General features: G+C 40.9%; 20 protein-coding genes and 1 pseudogene. 13 read left to right on the top strand and 8 right to left on the bottom strand.

Annotated features, from left to right (window positions below):
- Positions 1-27 precede the first annotated feature (27 nt).
- Positions 28-1,014, top strand: a complete 987-nt coding sequence (locus JMX03_RS13705; protein WP_201598158.1) for a putative RNA methyltransferase — start codon at positions 28-30, stop codon at positions 1,012-1,014.
- On the opposite strand, the gene cls is transcribed toward JMX03_RS13705, so the two are convergent.
- The 4 genes and pseudogenes from cls to JMX03_RS13685 form a co-directional block, all read right to left on the bottom strand.
- Positions 995-2,527, bottom strand: coding sequence for a cardiolipin synthase (cls, locus tag JMX03_RS13700; RefSeq protein ID WP_201597452.1), 1,533 nt, complete (start codon positions 2,525-2,527; stop codon positions 995-997). The genes JMX03_RS13705 and cls overlap by 20 nt on opposite strands.
- A gap of 260 nt (positions 2,528-2,787) precedes the next feature.
- Positions 2,788-3,261 (bottom strand): hypothetical protein, encoded by a 474-nt coding sequence (locus JMX03_RS13695; RefSeq protein WP_201597450.1) that lies wholly within the window; start codon positions 3,259-3,261, stop codon positions 2,788-2,790.
- 196 nt (positions 3,262-3,457) lie between these two features.
- Positions 3,458-4,203 (bottom strand): annotated as a pseudogene (locus JMX03_RS13690) (IS5 family transposase).
- A gap of 380 nt (positions 4,204-4,583) precedes the next feature.
- The gene (locus tag JMX03_RS13685) at positions 4,584-5,267 is read right to left on the bottom strand and encodes a DUF421 domain-containing protein (RefSeq protein WP_201597449.1); all 684 of its coding nucleotides are present in this window, start codon (positions 5,265-5,267) and stop codon (positions 4,584-4,586) included.
- Between the two features lie 238 nt (positions 5,268-5,505).
- On the opposite strand from JMX03_RS13685, the gene JMX03_RS13680 reads away from it, so the two are divergent.
- Complete coding sequence (locus tag JMX03_RS13680; protein ID WP_201597448.1) at positions 5,506-5,682, top strand: hypothetical protein; 177 nt, start codon at positions 5,506-5,508, stop codon at positions 5,680-5,682.
- Here the strand turns inward: JMX03_RS13680 and JMX03_RS13675 are convergent.
- From JMX03_RS13675 to JMX03_RS13665, 3 genes are all read right to left on the bottom strand, one after another.
- Complete coding sequence (locus tag JMX03_RS13675; RefSeq protein WP_265090485.1) at positions 5,679-6,200, bottom strand: IS630 family transposase; 522 nt, start codon at positions 6,198-6,200, stop codon at positions 5,679-5,681. The genes JMX03_RS13680 and JMX03_RS13675 overlap by 4 nt on opposite strands.
- Before the next feature lie 161 nt (positions 6,201-6,361).
- The gene (locus JMX03_RS13670) at positions 6,362-6,631 is read right to left on the bottom strand and encodes a transposase (protein WP_201597445.1); all 270 of its coding nucleotides are present in this window, start codon (positions 6,629-6,631) and stop codon (positions 6,362-6,364) included.
- A 34-nt stretch (positions 6,632-6,665) separates the two neighbouring features.
- On the bottom strand, positions 6,666-7,160 hold the full coding sequence (locus tag JMX03_RS13665) for a winged helix-turn-helix domain-containing protein (RefSeq protein ID WP_201597443.1): 495 nt from the start codon (positions 7,158-7,160) through the stop codon (positions 6,666-6,668).
- Positions 7,161-7,218: 58 nt separating this feature from the next.
- Here JMX03_RS13665 and JMX03_RS13660 point away from each other — a divergent pair, with 58 nt between their 5' ends.
- Positions 7,219-7,896, top strand: coding sequence for a sterol desaturase family protein (locus JMX03_RS13660; RefSeq protein ID WP_201597441.1), 678 nt, complete (start codon positions 7,219-7,221; stop codon positions 7,894-7,896).
- A 624-nt stretch (positions 7,897-8,520) separates the two neighbouring features.
- Here the strand turns inward: JMX03_RS13660 and JMX03_RS13655 are convergent.
- On the bottom strand, positions 8,521-9,189 hold the full coding sequence (locus JMX03_RS13655) for a GntR family transcriptional regulator (RefSeq protein ID WP_201597439.1): 669 nt from the start codon (positions 9,187-9,189) through the stop codon (positions 8,521-8,523).
- A 286-nt stretch (positions 9,190-9,475) separates the two neighbouring features.
- Between JMX03_RS13655 and madL the strand changes: the two genes are divergently transcribed.
- The 10 genes from madL (at position 9,476) to JMX03_RS13605 (ending at position 17,722) form a co-directional block, all read left to right on the top strand.
- Positions 9,476-9,877, top strand: coding sequence for a malonate transporter subunit MadL (madL, locus tag JMX03_RS13650; RefSeq protein WP_201597437.1), 402 nt, complete (start codon positions 9,476-9,478; stop codon positions 9,875-9,877).
- 78 nt (positions 9,878-9,955) lie between these two features.
- A complete protein-coding gene (gene madM / locus JMX03_RS13645) occupies positions 9,956-10,714 on the top strand; it encodes a malonate transporter subunit MadM (protein WP_201597429.1) in 759 nt (252 codons plus the stop codon).
- 21 nt (positions 10,715-10,735) lie between these two features.
- The gene (gene mdcA, locus JMX03_RS13640; protein ID WP_201597427.1) at positions 10,736-12,391 is read left to right on the top strand and encodes a malonate decarboxylase subunit alpha; all 1,656 of its coding nucleotides are present in this window, start codon (positions 10,736-10,738) and stop codon (positions 12,389-12,391) included.
- Positions 12,392-12,413: 22 nt separating this feature from the next.
- Positions 12,414-12,731 (top strand): malonate decarboxylase acyl carrier protein, encoded by a 318-nt coding sequence (gene mdcC / locus JMX03_RS13635; protein WP_201597425.1) that lies wholly within the window; start codon positions 12,414-12,416, stop codon positions 12,729-12,731.
- Positions 12,724-13,611 (top strand): biotin-independent malonate decarboxylase subunit beta, encoded by an 888-nt coding sequence (locus JMX03_RS13630; RefSeq protein WP_201597423.1) that lies wholly within the window; start codon positions 12,724-12,726, stop codon positions 13,609-13,611. Before mdcC ends, JMX03_RS13630 begins: the two co-directional genes overlap by 8 nt.
- A gap of 4 nt (positions 13,612-13,615) precedes the next feature.
- Positions 13,616-14,332: a biotin-independent malonate decarboxylase subunit gamma gene (gene mdcE / locus JMX03_RS13625; RefSeq protein WP_201597422.1), complete on the top strand. Its 717-nt coding sequence runs from the start codon at positions 13,616-13,618 to the stop codon at positions 14,330-14,332.
- A 31-nt stretch (positions 14,333-14,363) separates the two neighbouring features.
- Positions 14,364-15,050, top strand: coding sequence for a malonate decarboxylase holo-[acyl-carrier-protein] synthase (gene mdcG, locus JMX03_RS13620; protein ID WP_201597421.1), 687 nt, complete (start codon positions 14,364-14,366; stop codon positions 15,048-15,050).
- Positions 15,016-15,903, top strand: a complete 888-nt coding sequence (mdcB, locus tag JMX03_RS13615; RefSeq protein ID WP_201597420.1) for a triphosphoribosyl-dephospho-CoA synthase MdcB — start codon at positions 15,016-15,018, stop codon at positions 15,901-15,903. Before mdcG ends, mdcB begins: the two co-directional genes overlap by 35 nt.
- Positions 15,881-16,786, top strand: coding sequence for a malonate decarboxylase subunit epsilon (gene mdcH, locus JMX03_RS13610; RefSeq protein ID WP_201597419.1), 906 nt, complete (start codon positions 15,881-15,883; stop codon positions 16,784-16,786). The genes mdcB and mdcH overlap by 23 nt, the downstream gene beginning before the upstream one ends.
- Before the next feature lie 132 nt (positions 16,787-16,918).
- Complete coding sequence (locus JMX03_RS13605) at positions 16,919-17,722, top strand: sulfite exporter TauE/SafE family protein (protein ID WP_201597418.1); 804 nt, start codon at positions 16,919-16,921, stop codon at positions 17,720-17,722.
- Position 17,723 lies beyond the last annotated feature (1 nt).

Below are 17,723 nucleotides of genomic sequence, written 5' to 3'. Positions count from 1 at the left end.
TGCTAGCCATATTTGTATGATTTCGAGATACCAGTGACCTTATTTATTTGCCCACTTTGTCAGTCACCATTAACACCCGCTGCAGATACGTGGCGCTGTGACGGTAGCCTGAGCCCCAAGCAAACCTTGCATCCATTTGATGTGGCACGTCAGGGCTATGTCAATCTACTGCCAGTGCAACAAAAAAAGTCTAAAGCCCCCGGTGACAGCCAAGCGTCTATCGATGCGCGTCAACGGTTTTTAAATGCAGGATATTATGAGCCACTACAGGTATTCATCTGTCAGCAAATGGCACAGCTGCTGGCGCAAGATAATCTCATTACTGAACCAAAAATTGAGCAGAATAAAACATCCGTCAACTGGCTGGATATTGGCTGCGGCGAGGGCTATTACACGCAGGCGATGGCGCAAACGGGGATGGATGTCTTAGTCGCTGCTGATATCAGTAAGCCCGCCGTTGCCAGTCTGGCTAAGGTGAGTAAAACGGCAAATAGACTGTGGTATCAGCAAAGCGATGAGCAAAAAGGCACACAAAACAATACGCCAAATAAAATGGCCGCTATTTATCCACTAGTGACCAGTGCTGCCAATTTGCCACTAGCGCCGCATAGCATGGCAGGTATTAGCAGTATCTTTAGTCCGATATTGCCAGAAGCCTTTGCAAAAGCTCTGCAAGATGAGGGTTATTTACTCATTGCTAAGCCTGATGTCGGGCATTTAACAACCATACGCGAGGCGTTATTTGATAGTGTCCGTGAGCACGACTCTGATAAGTTTTTGCACGAGCTAGCGCCGTATTTTACGCTAATAGGAACACATTACATCAACACGGCGTTATCGCTGTCGGCAGATGTTCTCGCTGATTTATTGACCATGACCCCTTATGCGTATCGTGCGCGTAGTGAGAAGCGTCAAGCATTACTGGCAACAGCTAAGACGCAAGCCTTTGACACCGAAGCCAAATTTGTGGTTTATATTTTGCAAAAAACGCGTCCTACAGTATCGGCCCCATAGTAGCGACGATATTATTCCAAATCCGATAGGATAACGGCCAGTTTTTTACCTGTTCAAATAATATTTGTTCAGAGTCTGCGATGTACTGGTATTGGCGCTCAACAATTTTGGCAGTCAGCGCTTCATCGCTAAAAACCACGTTGTTTTCATAATTTAAATCAAAACTACGCAAGTCTAAATTGGTTGAGCCAATGAGACCAATCTCTCCATCGACGGTCAAGGTCTTGGCGTGAAGCAAGCCTGGCTTATACTCATAAATTTTTATCCCTGCTTCAAGTAATTGCCAATAGAAGCTGTGGCTGGTGGCGGCGACGACGAAAGAATCATTGTGCTTGGGGAAAATCATCGTCACCTCTACACCGCGATAAGCAGTGGCACATAGGATGCTGACTAAAGAGTAATCGGGGACAAAGTAGGGGGTCGAGATAATCAAGGTGCGCTGAGCTTGGCTAATCAATGCGCCCAAAAACTGCGGCGTTGTCCCATGACGCTTGGTTGGGCCATCAGCGAAGACTTGCGCGGCAAAGCCTTTTATCTCTCTATCCTCTATCTGTTTATCCTCTGGTTGTTTATTCTTCAACTGCCCAGCTTCTTGTGTCTTTTTATCAGACACTGTATAAAGCTCAGTATCAGAATCAGTATGATAAATAAAGCTGTCTAGCGGCGTATCAGGGTTTTTGATCAGCCAATCGCTGGCAAATAACATCTGGTTTTGCGCCACCACAGGGCCTTGCATACGTAGCATGATATCTACCCATGGCGCGTACTTTGGCTTTACGCGAAACTCGGGGTCGGCGCAATTGCGGCTGCCAGAATAGCCAATCTTGCCATCGATTACCGTGATTTTGCGGTGATTACGCAAATCAATACGGCTAAACAAGAATACCTTTATGAGGTTGCGAATCGGTAGCGCCACACTGACCTCTACGCCCGCGTCCTGCATCTCTTGCCATAGCTTGGAGCGCACTAGCTTACGTGAACCCATCCCATCGACCATCGCCCGACAAGTGACTCCGCGCCGTGCCGCTCGCATCAAAGCTTGAGCTGTATCAATACCCATTCCATCGACGAGCCAAATGTAATACAGCACATGAATCTGTTCAGTCGCCGCATCGAAGTCGGCAATCATACGTCTGCGAGTCTCATCGGCATCTGCCATCAACTCAGCATGATTGCCCACTGTGGTATGAAAGCCTGTGATATTAGCCGCATAAGCAAAAGCAGCCCGATACTCAGGTTTGACGGACTTTATCAGGGCGCTATCATTACCGAGTACTTCAGGATTGTGCTTATGCAGGTCCTCAATAATTTGCTGCGATTGCTCTGTGAAGCCGCGACCCAGACGCAGCTCGCCAAACATCCAATAAACCAGCACGCCAAGATAAGGCAAGATAAATAATACCACCAGCCATGCTAAGCGTGCAGGAGACGTAAAGTCTTGGCGGGCAAGCACGCGTAGGGAGATTAGTATTATTAATATAAAGTGAATGGTTAGCAGGATGTCTAACAGCATAAGGGCAATCCGTTGTTATTATTTGAGGTATAAACAAACCTTACTATACATCAATTATAATTCAATGCTGTCTGGGTACGGTTGGCATCGCCATTTGGGAAGTTGTCATATTCAGAGAGAAGAAAAGAGGCTTATATCACCTAAAGAAGGTTTAGGTCTGTAGACTAGATATGTTCAACACAGCTTAATAGGAAAAAGCGCATCAGAGTCAACGGATGCGCTTTTATTATTCAGGTTAGACAGTTTTTCGTTTTTAGACGTTATTGGTTCATATTTCTATTTTGGTTCTGAATATTTTGCTTTTGATTCATATTCATCTGTCCACCTTTATGCATGCGATTGTTTTGATTCATCATATGACCGCCTTGATGCATACGATTACCATGATCCTGATTCAACATACGGCCATCTTGGTTCATACGCTGCGATTGTATTTGGCTAAGTTTTTGACGCTGCTCAGGAGTCAGTACTTGCATCATCGCATTGTGGTTCTGTATACCAGTACCACGGTTATTCTGCCTAATAGCCTGTATCTGAGCTTGCTGACTGGCAGTTAAGTTAAGCTCAGTTGCCATGTTAGATATCATGTTTTGTGGCATTTGTGCTTGGCTGTAATGTTGCATATTCATATTATGGTGTGGAGCAGGATTTGTCATTCCTCCACCCTGAGAGCAAGCAGCGATAGTAAATAAACTGGAGACAGCGATTACTGATGTCATTAATAATTTTTTCATGATTTTTTCCTTATATCTTGCATTATTTTTTAGTTATTATTTTAAATATATATTTAATGATGAAGGGTGAGTGGATGGGTATCGTCAATCCTAAATAAAATCGATACGTTATAGTGGTGATGCTTTTTTCTTAGGGTTTTTATTTATGATTGACTACGATTGATCCAAATAACTTCACTACCTCTAGGGCGTGTCATCAATTAAGCCAAACGACACAAGAAACTAAGTGAATGGCACTAAGGAAATGACTGGCTAACTTATCATAGCGAGTGGCAATCGCACGATACTGCTTAATCTTGGCAAAGAAGTTCTCTATTAGGTGCCTCGCTTTATAAAGCTCTTTATCGAAGTCTCTTGGCTGCAGCCGATGACACTTAGATGGTATAACTGCATTACCTTGCACTGCTTTAATCGGTTCAATAACGCGGGCATCAGCATCGTAAGCTTTATCGGCAAGCCACGTTTGGCTAATACTGACATCAAGCAATTCATCTGAGCCACACAGATCATGAGCTGCCCCACCTGTTAGATAAAAGCCGTAGGATTGCCTAGCGCATCTGTTCGAGTATGTATTTTAGTCGTCAGTCCACCTTTGCTGCGTCCAATGGCTTGATCCCTTTTTTCCAGCACTGTGCTGGTGGGCTTTAACAATCGTGGCATCTAGCATGGCATATTCGTCATCGGATTGTTCAGAGAGTTGATTAAAAACCTGCTCCCATACGCCTTTTTTGACCAGCGACTAAAACGAGTATGAATCACTCTGAAGTCGCCAAAGCGTTCAGGTAGGTCACGCCAAGGTATGCCGGTCTTGTAACGGTACAGAACCGCTTCTACGAACAAGCGGTTATCCTTTGCAGTAACACCAACGTCACTTGGTTTACCAGGTAGAATGTCTTTAATTCTCTCCCATTGGTCATCACGTAGGGCATGTCGTCTTGTCATAGTCATTGAGCTCAAATTCCTAAATACGATCTAAGTATAGCTTATTCTGAAATATCTATGCTAATTGATGACACGCCCTAGTATAGGCTATATATAGGTTACGAGTGTTTGAGAGTTATGAAGAAGGGTAACTGCCAGCACTCAATTGTATATAGTGAGCCTTTTTAGTAAAGCCTTGTTAACAGTAAGGATTTGATAAGCTTCGATAATATAGTCGATCCACTATGAAATAAATAGAGTGCTACTGGGATGAATTTTTGCAGCCTCTGGAGTGACGAAGTCGCACAGCAAGCAAAGAAAATTTATACCAGTAGCACGCTGTAAAAGCTGTACTCTTTTTATTTAGGACTCACTATAGGAATGCTGGAAATTCATTTAAATTAAGTCACGATTTCATTATTAATGGCTTTCGCCCAACGTCTGCTTTTATTTTTACAGCGCATACATAGCTCATCAGCGCGCGTGAGACGGTCGACGTTGCCGCAATACATACAGGCGTAGTGAAAGCTCGGCTCTACTTGCGTGACGGCTTTGTAGGGTTTGGGGAACAGCGGCAGGCCATAAAGAGTGTCATCTAGAGGGTATAATACCAAGCTAAAGTTACCATCGGTCTCAAGTAGACCAATGCGAACTTGACCCAAATGCTCAACTCCTTGCCTGCGCATCTCAGAGAAAAACTCATCATGCGACATCTTGCCTTGCTTAATTTTTTCTAGTACCAACAGACCGTTTTCGACGATATAGATTGGCTTGCCTTCCAATAGATATTCAAAAGGCTGGTACTTCATCATAAACCAAGTAGACAAGCGGTACATGGCAATCACTACACTCATGATAATCACGGCTTGGATAATCGGTAAGTCCTCGGTGAACATGGGGTCACCAGCGATAGAGCCTAGCGATAAAATAATGGTCAGCTCAAAGATAGACAGCTGACGCACGCCGCGCTTACCCGTAAAGCGCAAAAACATAATAATAAGGCCAAACATAACCGCTGCGCGTAGAGCGACCTCAACGGCAAATGTCCAAGTGGTGTCGTGAATAAAAATACCTGCCCAATCCATGCCTGACTTCCTTTTTAAAAGTTTAAATATCTATATTGGTTAATTTTTATTAATTAATAGCCACTATAATTGAACTTTGAATCAATCGCATCTGCCATATTCCTTAACTTGCTATGTTTACTTGAACGTAATGACTGATAGGTCTAACTAGTTTGGTAGTGACTGGATAGTGAATGACTGGCTAATCGGTCAAAGTTCTATTACTCTGTTATATTTGCGATCAAACAATAGGTGACATATGGATGTGTTCTCATATTGGCAAGGCTTCTATAACGATCCTTGGTTTTGGCAGTTTCCAATGGCGACACTAGCCATTAGCATGGCGGCGTTTTTGACGGTGGCGATTCCATGGACGATCGTGGCTTGGCAAGATCCTGTCTCGCTACGCAAATATAATACCAAACCCAACAATTAAAGTTGCGCCCAGGTACGAGCAGTTAAAGACCGAATCCTTTGTGGCTGTTTAAGTAGATTATTCCAAGCCAAGCATGCGGCATCGACAATAGCCTCATAACTGTCATAACAACGATTAGATAGCTCATTTTGCTTAAGGTACTGCCATACCCTCTCAGAGGGATTAAGCTCAGGTGAATAAGGCGGTAGTTTAAGCATAGTGACATTAGCCTGATTCAAGCTTGGTTGATGCCATAATGCGCCGTCCATCACCACCACCGCATGACGTCCTTTTGGAACGGCTTTACTAATCTCTTGCATATGCAATAACATGGTGTGTTTATTAACGAAAGGCAGTACTAAGCCGACAGCCTTCTTTGTCGCTGGACAAAAGGCACCAAACAGATAAGCGGAATGAAACTGTTGCTGCTTGATCAGTCGAGGTCGCCCACCGCGGTAATGCCAAACTCTGGTCAATGAGCCTTGTTGTCCTATTCGAGTTTCATCTTGAAACCAGATGTCCACTTGATCTAGGCTCACATCAGTAGGCAGTGACGCCTTAACCTGTGCTATAAAGTTTTTTGCCTCATAACTGTCATAACAACGATTAGATAGCTCATTTTGCTTAAGGTACTGCCATACCCTCTCAGAGGGATTAGCTCAGGTGAATAAGTAGTTTAAGCATAGTGACATTAGCCTGATTAACGGCCGTCCATCACCACCACCGCATGACGTCCTTTTGGAACGGCTTTACTAATCTCTTGCATATGCAATAACATGGTGTGTTTATTAACGAAAGGCAGTACTAAGCCGACAGCCTTCTTTGTCGCTGGACAAAAGGCACCAAACAGATAAGCGGAATGAAACTGTTGCTGCTTGATCAGTCGAGGTCGCCCACCGCGGTAATGCCAAACTCTGGTCAATGAGCCTTGTTGTCCTATTCGAGTTTCATCTTGAAACCAGATGTCCACTTGATCTAGGCTCACATCAGTAGGCAGTGACGCCTTAACCTGTGCTATAAAGTTTTTTAAAAGCGTCTTGAGCTTGTGGGTCGGCTTTTGGATGCTGACTACGAGCACTTATCCAACTCATATCAATACGCTTGAGTAGCTCGTAGATACCGTTAACGGTGTAGTGAGCGTTGTAGTGTTCTTTAGCCAATTGCTGAATGTCTTTGCCGGTTAGACGACCGCCAGCGCGCTTTTCTTGTTCAGAGACTATCATGGCTTTAAAAGCGGCTGTGTCTGCTTCTGCCAATTTGCTGCGACGACCTCGACGATGACGATCGTAGAGACTTTCAAGTCCTCGTTCATAATATCGCTTCAATGTCCATCTGGCAGTTTCAGGATGTATGCAGAGGTCTTTGGCAATATCGTTGGTGGCTTTGCCTATACTATATTGGTATAAGATGAGCAGGCGTAGTCGGGCTCTGGGATTGCGCTCAGTCTTTGAGTGTTTGCCAAAGTCATGGTCTTCTAGGTTATGTATTGGTATAGTCATAAGTGGATTATACTATATATTTTGGGTTTGGTATAAGATTCAACAAAAACCGTTTGAGATGAAAAAGTTCTTGCTGCCATCCATTGGCCGTATCGTGATTAACAATATTATCTTGGCGTCGTTATTGGTCATCGCATGGCCCCTACTCAAACTGACAGGCGTGCATAGTGGTGAGTTGCCCGTCTGGTATATCGTCATTGCTCAACTGATTTTCTTTGTGCTGCTCGATGATTTTCTTTACTACTGGATGCATCGCTACATGCATGAGAATAAGTGGTTGCTAAAACACATCCACAGCGTACATCATCGCATTCATAATACTTGCGCCATCAATGGTAACTACATGCATTGGGTCGAGTATTCGCTAACAGCGACGCTGACATTGGTCGGGCCAATCCTGATAGGCGCTCATATCTACGTCGTCTGGCTATGGGTTATTCTGCGTCAGATCGAAGGCGCTGATGGTCACATTGGTTATGATATTCCGTGGAACCCAGTGCATCTATTACCTGTCTATGAAGGGCCAGTGTATCATGACTTTCACCATGCCAAATTCAAGGGTAATTACGCTGGATTTTTGCCTTATCTAGACAAATATATGGGCAAAACGCACATACCCGCTTATCTAAATTATCTTAAAGAAAAGAAGAAGGGTTTGACGCCAGTAGAGATTGAAGAGGGTGCACTAGAGGCGAAACGGCAGGCCAAGTTACTAAAGCGTCAGGCGCAGGGTTAAAAAGGAATGTTTAGGACAGCAGTAGCTAATGAGTAGAGACTGAAAGTCTTACTGTTAAAGGGCTTAAGATGTGTATAGAAAGAGATAGGACAAGCTAGGAAAATTAAGGCGCTTTTATGAATAGCTAAGATTGGCGGTGAAGGAGGAAGTCAAATACTGTTCGTAAGTAGCTGATAGATATAGATTTATTATTTAAATGTATTGTTATAGACCAACTATTAGACCAGCACCTTTCAAGTGTTGGATGCAAGACAAATAATGGGATTTATCTCATAGTGAATTGTAAGTAAAGATTTCAGTGCATAAGTTTGATTCAAATACATATTATCACTAAAAAACCATTTCTAGTAGGTTAGGTTTCTTTTTCTACCTCACCGCTTAAATCGCCTAATACTACTCGCCACCACCCCCAAATAGCTCAAGCGATCATTTATATTGGTAGGTTCCCAGAGGCAAGCGGCCTGCTTTAGCCTCACGCATATTTTATTCATACATCTTATCTAGTTCCTGTAAAGCGGATAATATGCTCTCGCAAACATAACTTTCACAATTCAGACTTAAAGTTTCTCAGGAATTTTTTAGTAGGATTATTTGATATTATAGAATAACTTACAAAGCTCCTTCTTAAACATCATTGGGACTCATAGTTGCCATCAAGTCAGTAAATTTTTCTCCCTGAACTGATACGTGTTCTTTGAGTAAACTTTCAGCTAAATCTTCATCAGAGTTAGTAATCGCATCTACAATTTTTTGATGCTCATCAAAAGAATGCTGCATCCGATTATTTACTCGCAGTTGCAGTCGTCTATATGGATGTAGCCGATTATGTAGATTACTTGCTTGTTCTATCAAAAAACTATTGTGGCTAAGTTGATACAGGAAAAAATGAAATCTTCTATTAGCTTCATAATAGCTTTCTGTATTATCTTCGGTTAAGTATTCTTTGCATTGATTATGTAAAGCTAGTAGTTCAATTTTTTCTTCCTCATTTATTCTTCTAGCAGCTAATCTACCGCACATTCCCTCAAGGTATGCCATAACCTCAAACATCTCAAACAGCGTTACGATGTTTAAGGTAGGTATTACTGCGCCTCTACGAGGTCGGATCTCTACTAACCCTTCAGATGCTAGAAGTTTCAATGCATCACGGATAGGTGTTCTTGAAACCCCATACTGTTCACAAAGCTTTACTTCATCAAGTTTAGTACCTGGTGTCAAATGACCATACACAATCTCATCTTGTATTTTTTTGCTTATCTGCACGGACAACGGTAAATCATCAATTAAACTCATAACATCTCCATTTGTATACAATAACTAATTTAATAAATACAATATGGTTGCACTTTAAAACCATCTGTATTAGATTATATCAAACAAGTCGCAAATAAGTTATGAGTTATACGAAGACTTTTAGTTCTATACAGCCTCGTAACGCTTGCAAAGAATGATAGGTAAGAGGGTTTTAAGAGTCTTAATATTGTTTCAAAGCTATTAATATTGATTCTTAAGAATATATCTAGCTATCAATGATTTAGATTTATATAAATATTTTTAACTATATCCAAGGAAGGTAGTTATGATCATATATGGTACTGCTCTATTAGCAGTTAGTTATCTGCTCGGAGTTTATATTGGAGGGCTGTTGGGGCAAATATTAGGTGTCGACGCTAATATTGGTGGTGTAGCTATCGCAATGGTGCTGTTAATCGTCGGCAAGGAGATGCTTGCTAAAAGAGGACTTCTCCCGAAAGCTACTCAGTTTGGTGTTTTGTATTGGGCAGGAATGTATATCCCTATTGTTGTCGCTATGGCAGCAGGGCAAAACGTAGTTGCTGCATTATCTGGTGGCATGGTAGCAGCAATTGTTTCTGTTATTGCTCTTACTGCAACTGTCTTCGTTGTACGTTGGCTTAATAAAATGGCCAATGATTATGATACATACGAATGGGATGAAGATAGTGAAGTTCTTATCGATTGATATCTTTCCTTTAACCAAGACTATTAATAATATACAAAAGCCTACGCCTCTAACTTAAGCGCGAAACGGAGTAATTAAATGGAATTAATTATACAGACGCTCACTAAAAATGCCTTTGTCACTGCTCTCGCAGTAACCGGCCTTGTGATGCTTTTCTCTCAAATACTATCTAAATATCTTACTAAAGGTAAGCTACAATCATCCGCTATTGCAATTACACTTGGTCTAATTGCTGCCTATTTCGCAGGTCTATATACAACTGGATCTAAAGGGATCTCAGATATAGAAATTTTCTCTGGATTCGCCCTTTTGGGTGGAGCCATGCTTCGCGATCTTGCAATATCATCGACGGCATTTGAAGTAGATGTTAAAGAACTAAAACGTGCAGGAAAAATCGGTGTTGTTGCCTTGCTATTAGGTAGTGTTATTCCGTTCGCTGTAGGAGCTGGAGTTGCATGGACATTAGGCTATAAAGATGCTGCCTCTATGACTACCATTGGTGCAGGTGCAATGACTTATATTGTAGGTCCAATTACAGGAACTGCAGTTGGCGCAAGCTCTGATGTGATTGCTTTATCTATTGCGATTGGTTTGATTAAGGCTGTATTTTTTATGATTTCAACGCCTTTATTAGCTAAGTTTATGCAACTTAGAAGTCCACGATCGGCCATGATTTTTGGTGGTTTAGTTGGTACTACTAGTGGTGTAGCGGCTGGATTGGCAGGTACTGACGTACGGTTAGTTCCATATGGAGCTTTAGTTGCTACTTTCTATACAGGACTAGGTGCTTTATTAGGCCCATCTGTATTTTTCTTGACCGTAAACGCCTTTTTTTAATAATCACATAAAGGGAATCTTATGAAAGCGAATAATGAAGAAAAAACATGGAATTTACAAAAAAACAGACGCACGGCTAAGCTTCAGCTTGCCAAAGATAAAGGGTTTGAAAAACTAGTTCAGAGTGGTAGAGCAATTGAGTTATTAGAAACGGTACTTGCACCTGAAGATAAAGTTTGCATTGAAGGCAATAATCAGAAACAAGCTGACTTTCTATCTGAATGTTTATCACAGTGTAATAACGAGGTGCTAAACGATTTACACATACTGCAGTCAGTGTTAGCACTACCTAGCCATATCGATATATTTGAAAAAGGCATTGCAAGTAAAGTCGACTTTTCTTTTTCTGGTCCCCAAGCTTTAAGACTAGCGAAACTAGTTCAGCAACAAAAAATAAAAATTGGGTCCATTCATACCTACCTAGAGCTATATGGCAGATACTTTATCGACCTAACACCTAACGTGTGTTTGATCACAGCGCATTCTGCGGATGCAGAAGGTAACCTATATACAGGCCCAAATACTGAAGATACTCCAGCCATAGTAGAAGCGACTGCATTTAAAAGTGGCATTGTAATTGCGCAGGTTAATGAATTAGTGGATAACGTTCCACGAGTTGATATTCCTTCGGATTGGGTGGACTTTTTTATCGTTGCACCTAAGCCTAACTATATAGAACCTTTGTTTACACGCGATCCAGCACAGATCACTGAAGTACAAATATTGATGGCAATGATGGTTTTAAAAGGCATCTACGCTCCATATCAAATTAAACGTTTAAATCATGGTATTGGTTTCAATACTGCAGCAATCGAGTTGCTTTTGCCTACCTATGGGGCTGAGTTAAACCTTAAAGGCAAAGTTTGTACTAACTGGGCGCTAAACCCTCATCCTACTATGATCCCAGCTATCGAAAGTGGATTTGTTGATAGTATTCATAGCTTTGGCTCAGAGGTAGGAATGGATGAATATATTCAGAGCCGATCTGATGTGTTTTTTACAGGTAAAGATGGAAGTATGAGGTCTAATCGTGCTTTTAGTCAGACGGCGGGTTTGTACGCTTGTGATCTATTTATTGGCTCAACTTTGCAGATAGACTTACAAGGTAATAGTTCAACAGCCACAGTCGATCGCATTGCAGGTTTTGGTGGTGCACCAAATATGGGTTCAGATCCACATGGACGTAGACATTCTAGCTACGCATATCTTAAAGCAGGTAAAGAAGCGACAGATGGAAGAGTGGTCAAAGGTCGTAAATTAGTTGTCCAGATGGTAGAGACTTATCGTGAGCATATGGATTCTGTATTTGTTGAAGAGCTTGATGCATGGCAATTACAAGAAAAAATGGGCAGTGACTTCCCACCTATAATGATCTATGGCGATGACGTTACACATATTGTTACCGAAGAAGGTATTGCGAATTTACTATTGTGCCGTACACCGGAAGAAAGGGAGCAAGCAATTCGTGGCGTAGCGGGATACACACCTATTGGCATGCAACGAGACCATGAAAAAGTCAAAGAGCTGAGAGAGCGTAGGATTATCCAAAGACCAGAAGATCTGGGCATAGACGTTTCAAAAGCTAGTAGGGATCTATTGGCGGCAAAATCTATTAAAGACTTAGTGAAATGGTCCAATGGAACTTACTCTCCACCAAGTCGTTTTAGAAACTGGTAAAAATAATACTAAGGATAGAACTATGAATGTACTTAATTTCGACTTTACTTCACAGCCAGTTGCAGATATCAATAAAGAGGTTATTTGTGGTGTTGTTGGCTCAGGAAATTTAGAGGTATTAGTATCACCTTTAGAGAATAGTGAAAGTAGCAAGTTTATTGTTGATACTTCAGTCACAGGCTTCGATCATATCTGGGAAGCTGTGTTAAAGGATTTCTCTGATCGCTATGCAGTGGGTGGTTTGGAGTTCAAAGTTAATGATATGGGTGCAACTCCTGCAGTAGTGAGTTTACGCTTAAGCCAAGCCATTAACATTTTGGAGGATAAATCACATGGATAACTCATACATTCAAGAAAGCTTTTATGAGAAAACTGCGCGTAATCGAATAGCCAGTATAGTTGATAAGAGCAGTTTTCAAGAAATTCTTAAGCCAGGCAGTATACCTGTTAGTCCGAACCTTGCTTCATTAGACATTGTTGGCAGTTTTGATGATGGTGTTATTATCGGCAAAGCAAAAATTCAAAATGATCCAATATTTATCATTGCTCAAGAAGGCAACTTCATGGGTGGGGCTGTAGGTGAAATACACGGGGCAAAAATTGTCGGCCTCTTACTTAAAGCTATTGAAGAGAGACCTAAAGCTGTCGTATTTTTAGTTGACTCAGGCGGTGTTCGCCTTCATGAGGCAAACGCTGGTTTGATCACTATTTCTGAAATTATGCGAGCAATGTTAAAGGTTCGTAATTCAGGAATCCCTATTATTACAGTAATTGGTGGTACCAATGGTGCCTTTGGTGGCATGGGTATATGTGCATGCCTAAGTACGCACGTTATCATGACAGAAGAAGGACGTTTATCTCTCTCAGGCCCTGAGGTTATCGAAACTATTAAGGGTGTAGAGGAGTTTGACTCTAAAGACAGAGCTTTGGTATGGCGAGTTACTGGTGGTAAAACCCGTTATCTGCTCGATCATGTCAAGTTTTTGGTGGAAGATGATATAAGTGATATTACTAAAGGAATTGTTGAGGCACTTCAGCAACCTACTATAGATTTAGATTTAGATTATTTAAAGCAACAGCAAGCCTCGTTGAAGAACCAATATGATAAGTGGTTTGGAGAGAAAGATAGCATACAGATTTGGGAGTCGATGAACATAGACAATCCTGAGTCTATTTCCATGCTTAGCGCTCAACAGGTTAGAGCTATTAAAAAAGGATAATATCATGCAAACGAAAACAATATTAGAAAAGCTTTTTCCTAATGAGCTTGAGTATCATATTGATAATTCGATGATACGAGGTAGTGCAGAAACTAAAATTGGTAAGGTTGAAATTATTGGTACTGTCGACTCCGCCGCTATGAATCAGTTGATTGGAGTGACGCTTTCAAATGAAATATTAAGTGTCATAGAAAAAGGTCAAAAAACGCCTATCGTATTTATAGTAGATACGATGGGGCAAGACTCATCTAGAGCTGACGAACTTTTATGTTTAAATAGAACATTTGCTCATTTAGCATCTTGTGTTGATTTACTCAAACGTAGCGGACACCCCAATATAGCCATTATTTTGGGTGAGGCAGTCAGTGGTGGATTTTTATCCTATGGTCTCATGGCAAATCAAGTATTTGCTATGCAATCAAGCCAAGTTAAAGTAATGGATCTAAACGCCATGTCCAGAGTGACTAAAATACCTCTAGATAAGCTAAAGTCATTATCACAGACATCAGCAATTTTTGCCCCAGGTGTAGAGAATTATTATGCAATGGGTGCAGTGGATGATATCTGGGAAAAACTTGATGAACATCTTGTAGCTAATGCTCTTGAAGCCCAATTGACGCATATGGATGATTTTCTAACAGATAGCCGTCGTCAGTTGGCAGAAGAAAGAAAAGGACGTTTGTTGTGTAACGACATCGTTCAGTCGGTTCTAACGGCTTAATTTTGAATAGTTTTTGATAGGGGTAAGTTGTATGCAGCGTCATGATTTGGTCTACTTACAACCGCATGAATCATACGATTTCATGAGTACATCCTTACCTTTATCTGTGACAATGGCTGTTGGTAAGATGATTGAATCTCAACAGCCATTTACCGTTTGTAGACAAGATATTAAAAACACAATAAAAGTTGCTACTAGCTATATAGAAAACAATCGTAAATATAGGTTGGCATTAAAGCTTTCTAAAGCTCCTAAAGTAATAACCCCACCTTTAGAGCTTGAGACTTTGATACCTCAGCTACCTAAGCAAATACAAAAACAAACTCAACAATTTATAGATCACTGCTCCACTTTAGGTTGTGCAGTACATGTTTATGGATCATTTGCTAATCAATACTTTACAGGCTTGCCTTTTGTAAGACCTACTTCAGATTTAGATATCTTAATAGTTACACAGAGAAATAATATTTCACAAGTATTATTAGCAGTTGAGTCCTTCAAACGCTCTACTAACTCTACCATAAGTTTGAAAGTTGATGGGGAGGTAAGATTACACGGATGTAATGATATATCTTTTAATGAACTCATTTACGCCATTATGTTTGATATCCCAACAGTTTTAGTTAAAACCCTTCATGATATTGAGCTTCAAAATATAGACGTATTACTAGGATGGAATACTGATGAATTCGAACACTTTATTAGATCAAACAAATGAATTTGTATCTTCCAAACAGGCAATTTGGCAGCAGATTGATGAATTAGCACTTGAAGCACTATACGACGAGTTAAGTCTTGAAAATAAGCCAGGACTTGTCTGTCCTTCAGGCAATGGTAGTCACAAGGATATGAACTATCACACCTTTATAAGTAGCATAAATTCTTTAAGAGGTTATTTTTCTACATTGAGTCAGTTTGGGTATGAAAATAGACCATTCGATGACTTGAAGAATATGGGAATTTACCAAGAAGAAAAAATGAGAGAGGCTACAAATAACATTAATACCCACAAAGGTGCAATATTTAATCTGGGCTTTGTGTGTGCTGCTATTGGTAGGTGTATACAAGCAGAAATACCCTTAACAGCTCAAAATATCTGTGAGCAGTTAGTTGAAAGATGGCAGTTTGATCTAACTAATCGTCTTGAACGGGAACCTAATAGCCATGGACAGCAAATGTTTAGGAAATATGGCATAACAGGTGCAATTGAAATGGTTTCTAAGGGCTTTGAAGTCATTCAAAGTAAAGTACTACCATGTTTCTATAACACTGTTTATAGGACTCAAGACTTTGAAAAAGCCAGCATGCAAGCATTGATGACTTTAATATCTGTTTTGTCAGATACTAATATTGTCTGGAGAGGCGGGATAAAAGATTTAGAAAATGCACAAGTATTGGCGAAACAGTTTTTACAAGAAGGAGGCGTTCATCAACTGGATTGGCGCCAAAAAGTAAACAATATTAATCAGTATTTTATTCGTAATAACCTCAGCCCAGGTGGTAGTGCTGATCTATTGGCAGTCACAATCTTCTTATATAAGGTGGAAAATGAATTTAATTATCCTATTTAGTTGGCAAGGTTTACAAAGCCAAAAGCATGTACATGAAATACTGAACTATACTTCAGATCATGAACAATCAATATTAAAAAACATTGTGCCAGAGTTGTTTGATGAAAACTCTGATACGAGACAGTTGTTTAATAATAGAGTGGCGCAACCGTTCATTTATACGCTGCAATATTATCGATGGCACTCTTTACGTCAATTGGTTTCAGCACCAATGGCATTTGCTGGATACTCGTTGGGAGAAGTAAGTGCTTTTTGTTGTAGTAGCCAGTTAACATTTGAGGATGGTTTAGATCTAGTTAATAAAAGAGCTAGGTTGATGGAGCAGGAAGTGACAGAGTCTAGCGGTCTGCTAGCAGTGAAAGGTGTTCCTGATAGCAAACTTGAGGAGCTGCTTGAAAAGAGTGGAACCTATTTGTCTATTAAGATTAATAGAGACCAATTTATTATAGGTGGTAATAAAGACAATCTCGAGCACGCAGCAAAAATTGCCCAGACAGTAGGCGCACAGAATGTTCAGTTATTGAACGTATCAGTGCCTTCACACACTAAAATGATGCAAGGTGCTGCAGAAAAATTCCGTAAATATACTGACTCAATAGCTCTCCCTTCTATGAAAACGCCTATTATCAGTGCGACTGACGGAATAAAGTATAGTAAGGCAGATCAAGGCTTTCATATTCTTTCACACCAAATCGATCATGCACTAGACTGGTATTTCTGTATGGAGAATGTTGAAGAATATCAGCCTAGTATGATTATAGAGATAGGCCCAGGAAATGCGCTATCTAGGATTGTCAATAATCTACTACCCCATGTACCATGCAGAAGTTGGGATGATTTTCGTAATTTAGATGGTTTAAAAGAGTGGATAGAAAGAAGATAGCTAAGGCTCTAGTGTATGGGTTTTAACGATCTAGAAGCTGATAAGTAGTTTGTTAGAGTAAGTTTAAAGAGTCTACTATATAAAAATCACCCTAGTAATTTGCGCTTTAATATAAATAAAAGGTAGGCTTTAATGTTGTATGTCTGGTTTGTCATTGCAGGTGCGTTTGCAGGCGCCAGTGCCGGTTTGTTTGGTGTGGGTGGCGGCATGATTATTGTGCCAGTACTAGTTTGGATTTTTACTGCATATAACTTTCCTCCTGAGGTAGTCACTCACCTAGCGATTGGCACCTCTCTTGCGACCATTGTTGTGACTTCTATTAGTTCGCTAACGGCACATAACAAGCGTGGCGGTGTACGTTGGGAGGTTTGGCGCAGTATGGCTTTAGGTTTAGTTGTTGGTGGCCTAGTAGGTGCGGGTATCGCTGATATGATTGATGGTAATGCATTACAGGTTATTATTGGTGTAGGCGCTTTGTTGATGGCTTTAAAGATGTTGTTCTTATCTAATAAAGAACAGTTGGGTAAGGCGTTACCACCTGCTAGTGTACAGTTTGGTGCAGGTACGGGCATTGGTATGGCATCATCTATTTTTGGTATTGGTGGTGGTAGTTTGACGGTTCCGTTTTTGAACTGGGCAGGGCTGCCCATGAAACAATCGGTTGGAACCTCAGCAGCTTGCGGTTTGCCGATTGCTCTGGCTGGAGCTGCAGGGTTTGCCTGGTTTGGTCAAGATGTAGTTAATCTCCCTGAAGGTACGATAGGCTTTGTGCATATCACTGGGTTTCTATGTATTTCAGCTGCTAGTTTTGCTATGGCAAAAGTCGGTGCCAAGCTTGCACATGTACTGCCTGCACTAATGCTTAAGCGTGCTTTTGGTATATTGCTATTGTTTGCTGGTGGGCAGTTATTATTAAGTGGGATTGGGGCATTGTAAT

It is taken from the genome of Psychrobacter fulvigenes, assembly GCF_904846155.1.
Classification (GTDB): domain Bacteria; phylum Pseudomonadota; class Gammaproteobacteria; order Pseudomonadales; family Moraxellaceae; genus Psychrobacter; species Psychrobacter fulvigenes.
This window is presented reverse-complemented; position numbering and strand designations above follow the sequence as displayed.

What these genes read in the sequence shown, in the direction of transcription:
- cls (WP_201597452.1), bottom strand. Translation starts at nt 2,527, where the DNA reads ATGCTGTTAGACATCCTGCTAACCATTCACTTTATATTAATAATACTA.
- JMX03_RS13695 (WP_201597450.1), bottom strand. Translation starts at nt 3,261, where the DNA reads ATGAAAAAATTATTAATGACATCAGTAATCGCTGTCTCCAGTTTATTT.
- JMX03_RS13685 (WP_201597449.1), bottom strand. Translation starts at nt 5,267, where the DNA reads ATGGATTGGGCAGGTATTTTTATTCACGACACCACTTGGACATTTGCC.
- JMX03_RS13680 (WP_201597448.1), top strand. Translation starts at nt 5,506, where the DNA reads ATGGATGTGTTCTCATATTGGCAAGGCTTCTATAACGATCCTTGGTTT.
- JMX03_RS13665 (WP_201597443.1), bottom strand. Translation starts at nt 7,160, where the DNA reads ATGACTATACCAATACATAACCTAGAAGACCATGACTTTGGCAAACAC.
- JMX03_RS13660 (WP_201597441.1), top strand. Translation starts at nt 7,219, where the DNA reads ATGAAAAAGTTCTTGCTGCCATCCATTGGCCGTATCGTGATTAACAAT.
- JMX03_RS13655 (WP_201597439.1), bottom strand. Translation starts at nt 9,189, where the DNA reads ATGAGTTTAATTGATGATTTACCGTTGTCCGTGCAGATAAGCAAAAAA.
- madL (WP_201597437.1), top strand. Translation starts at nt 9,476, where the DNA reads ATGATCATATATGGTACTGCTCTATTAGCAGTTAGTTATCTGCTCGGA.
- madM (WP_201597429.1), top strand. Translation starts at nt 9,956, where the DNA reads ATGGAATTAATTATACAGACGCTCACTAAAAATGCCTTTGTCACTGCT.
- mdcA (WP_201597427.1), top strand. Translation starts at nt 10,736, where the DNA reads ATGAAAGCGAATAATGAAGAAAAAACATGGAATTTACAAAAAAACAGA.
- mdcC (WP_201597425.1), top strand. Translation starts at nt 12,414, where the DNA reads ATGAATGTACTTAATTTCGACTTTACTTCACAGCCAGTTGCAGATATC.
- JMX03_RS13630 (WP_201597423.1), top strand. Translation starts at nt 12,724, where the DNA reads ATGGATAACTCATACATTCAAGAAAGCTTTTATGAGAAAACTGCGCGT.
- mdcE (WP_201597422.1), top strand. Translation starts at nt 13,616, where the DNA reads ATGCAAACGAAAACAATATTAGAAAAGCTTTTTCCTAATGAGCTTGAG.
- mdcG (WP_201597421.1), top strand. Translation starts at nt 14,364, where the DNA reads ATGCAGCGTCATGATTTGGTCTACTTACAACCGCATGAATCATACGAT.
- mdcB (WP_201597420.1), top strand. Translation starts at nt 15,016, where the DNA reads ATGAATTCGAACACTTTATTAGATCAAACAAATGAATTTGTATCTTCC.
- mdcH (WP_201597419.1), top strand. Translation starts at nt 15,881, where the DNA reads ATGAATTTAATTATCCTATTTAGTTGGCAAGGTTTACAAAGCCAAAAG.
- JMX03_RS13605 (WP_201597418.1), top strand. Translation starts at nt 16,919, where the DNA reads ATGTTGTATGTCTGGTTTGTCATTGCAGGTGCGTTTGCAGGCGCCAGT.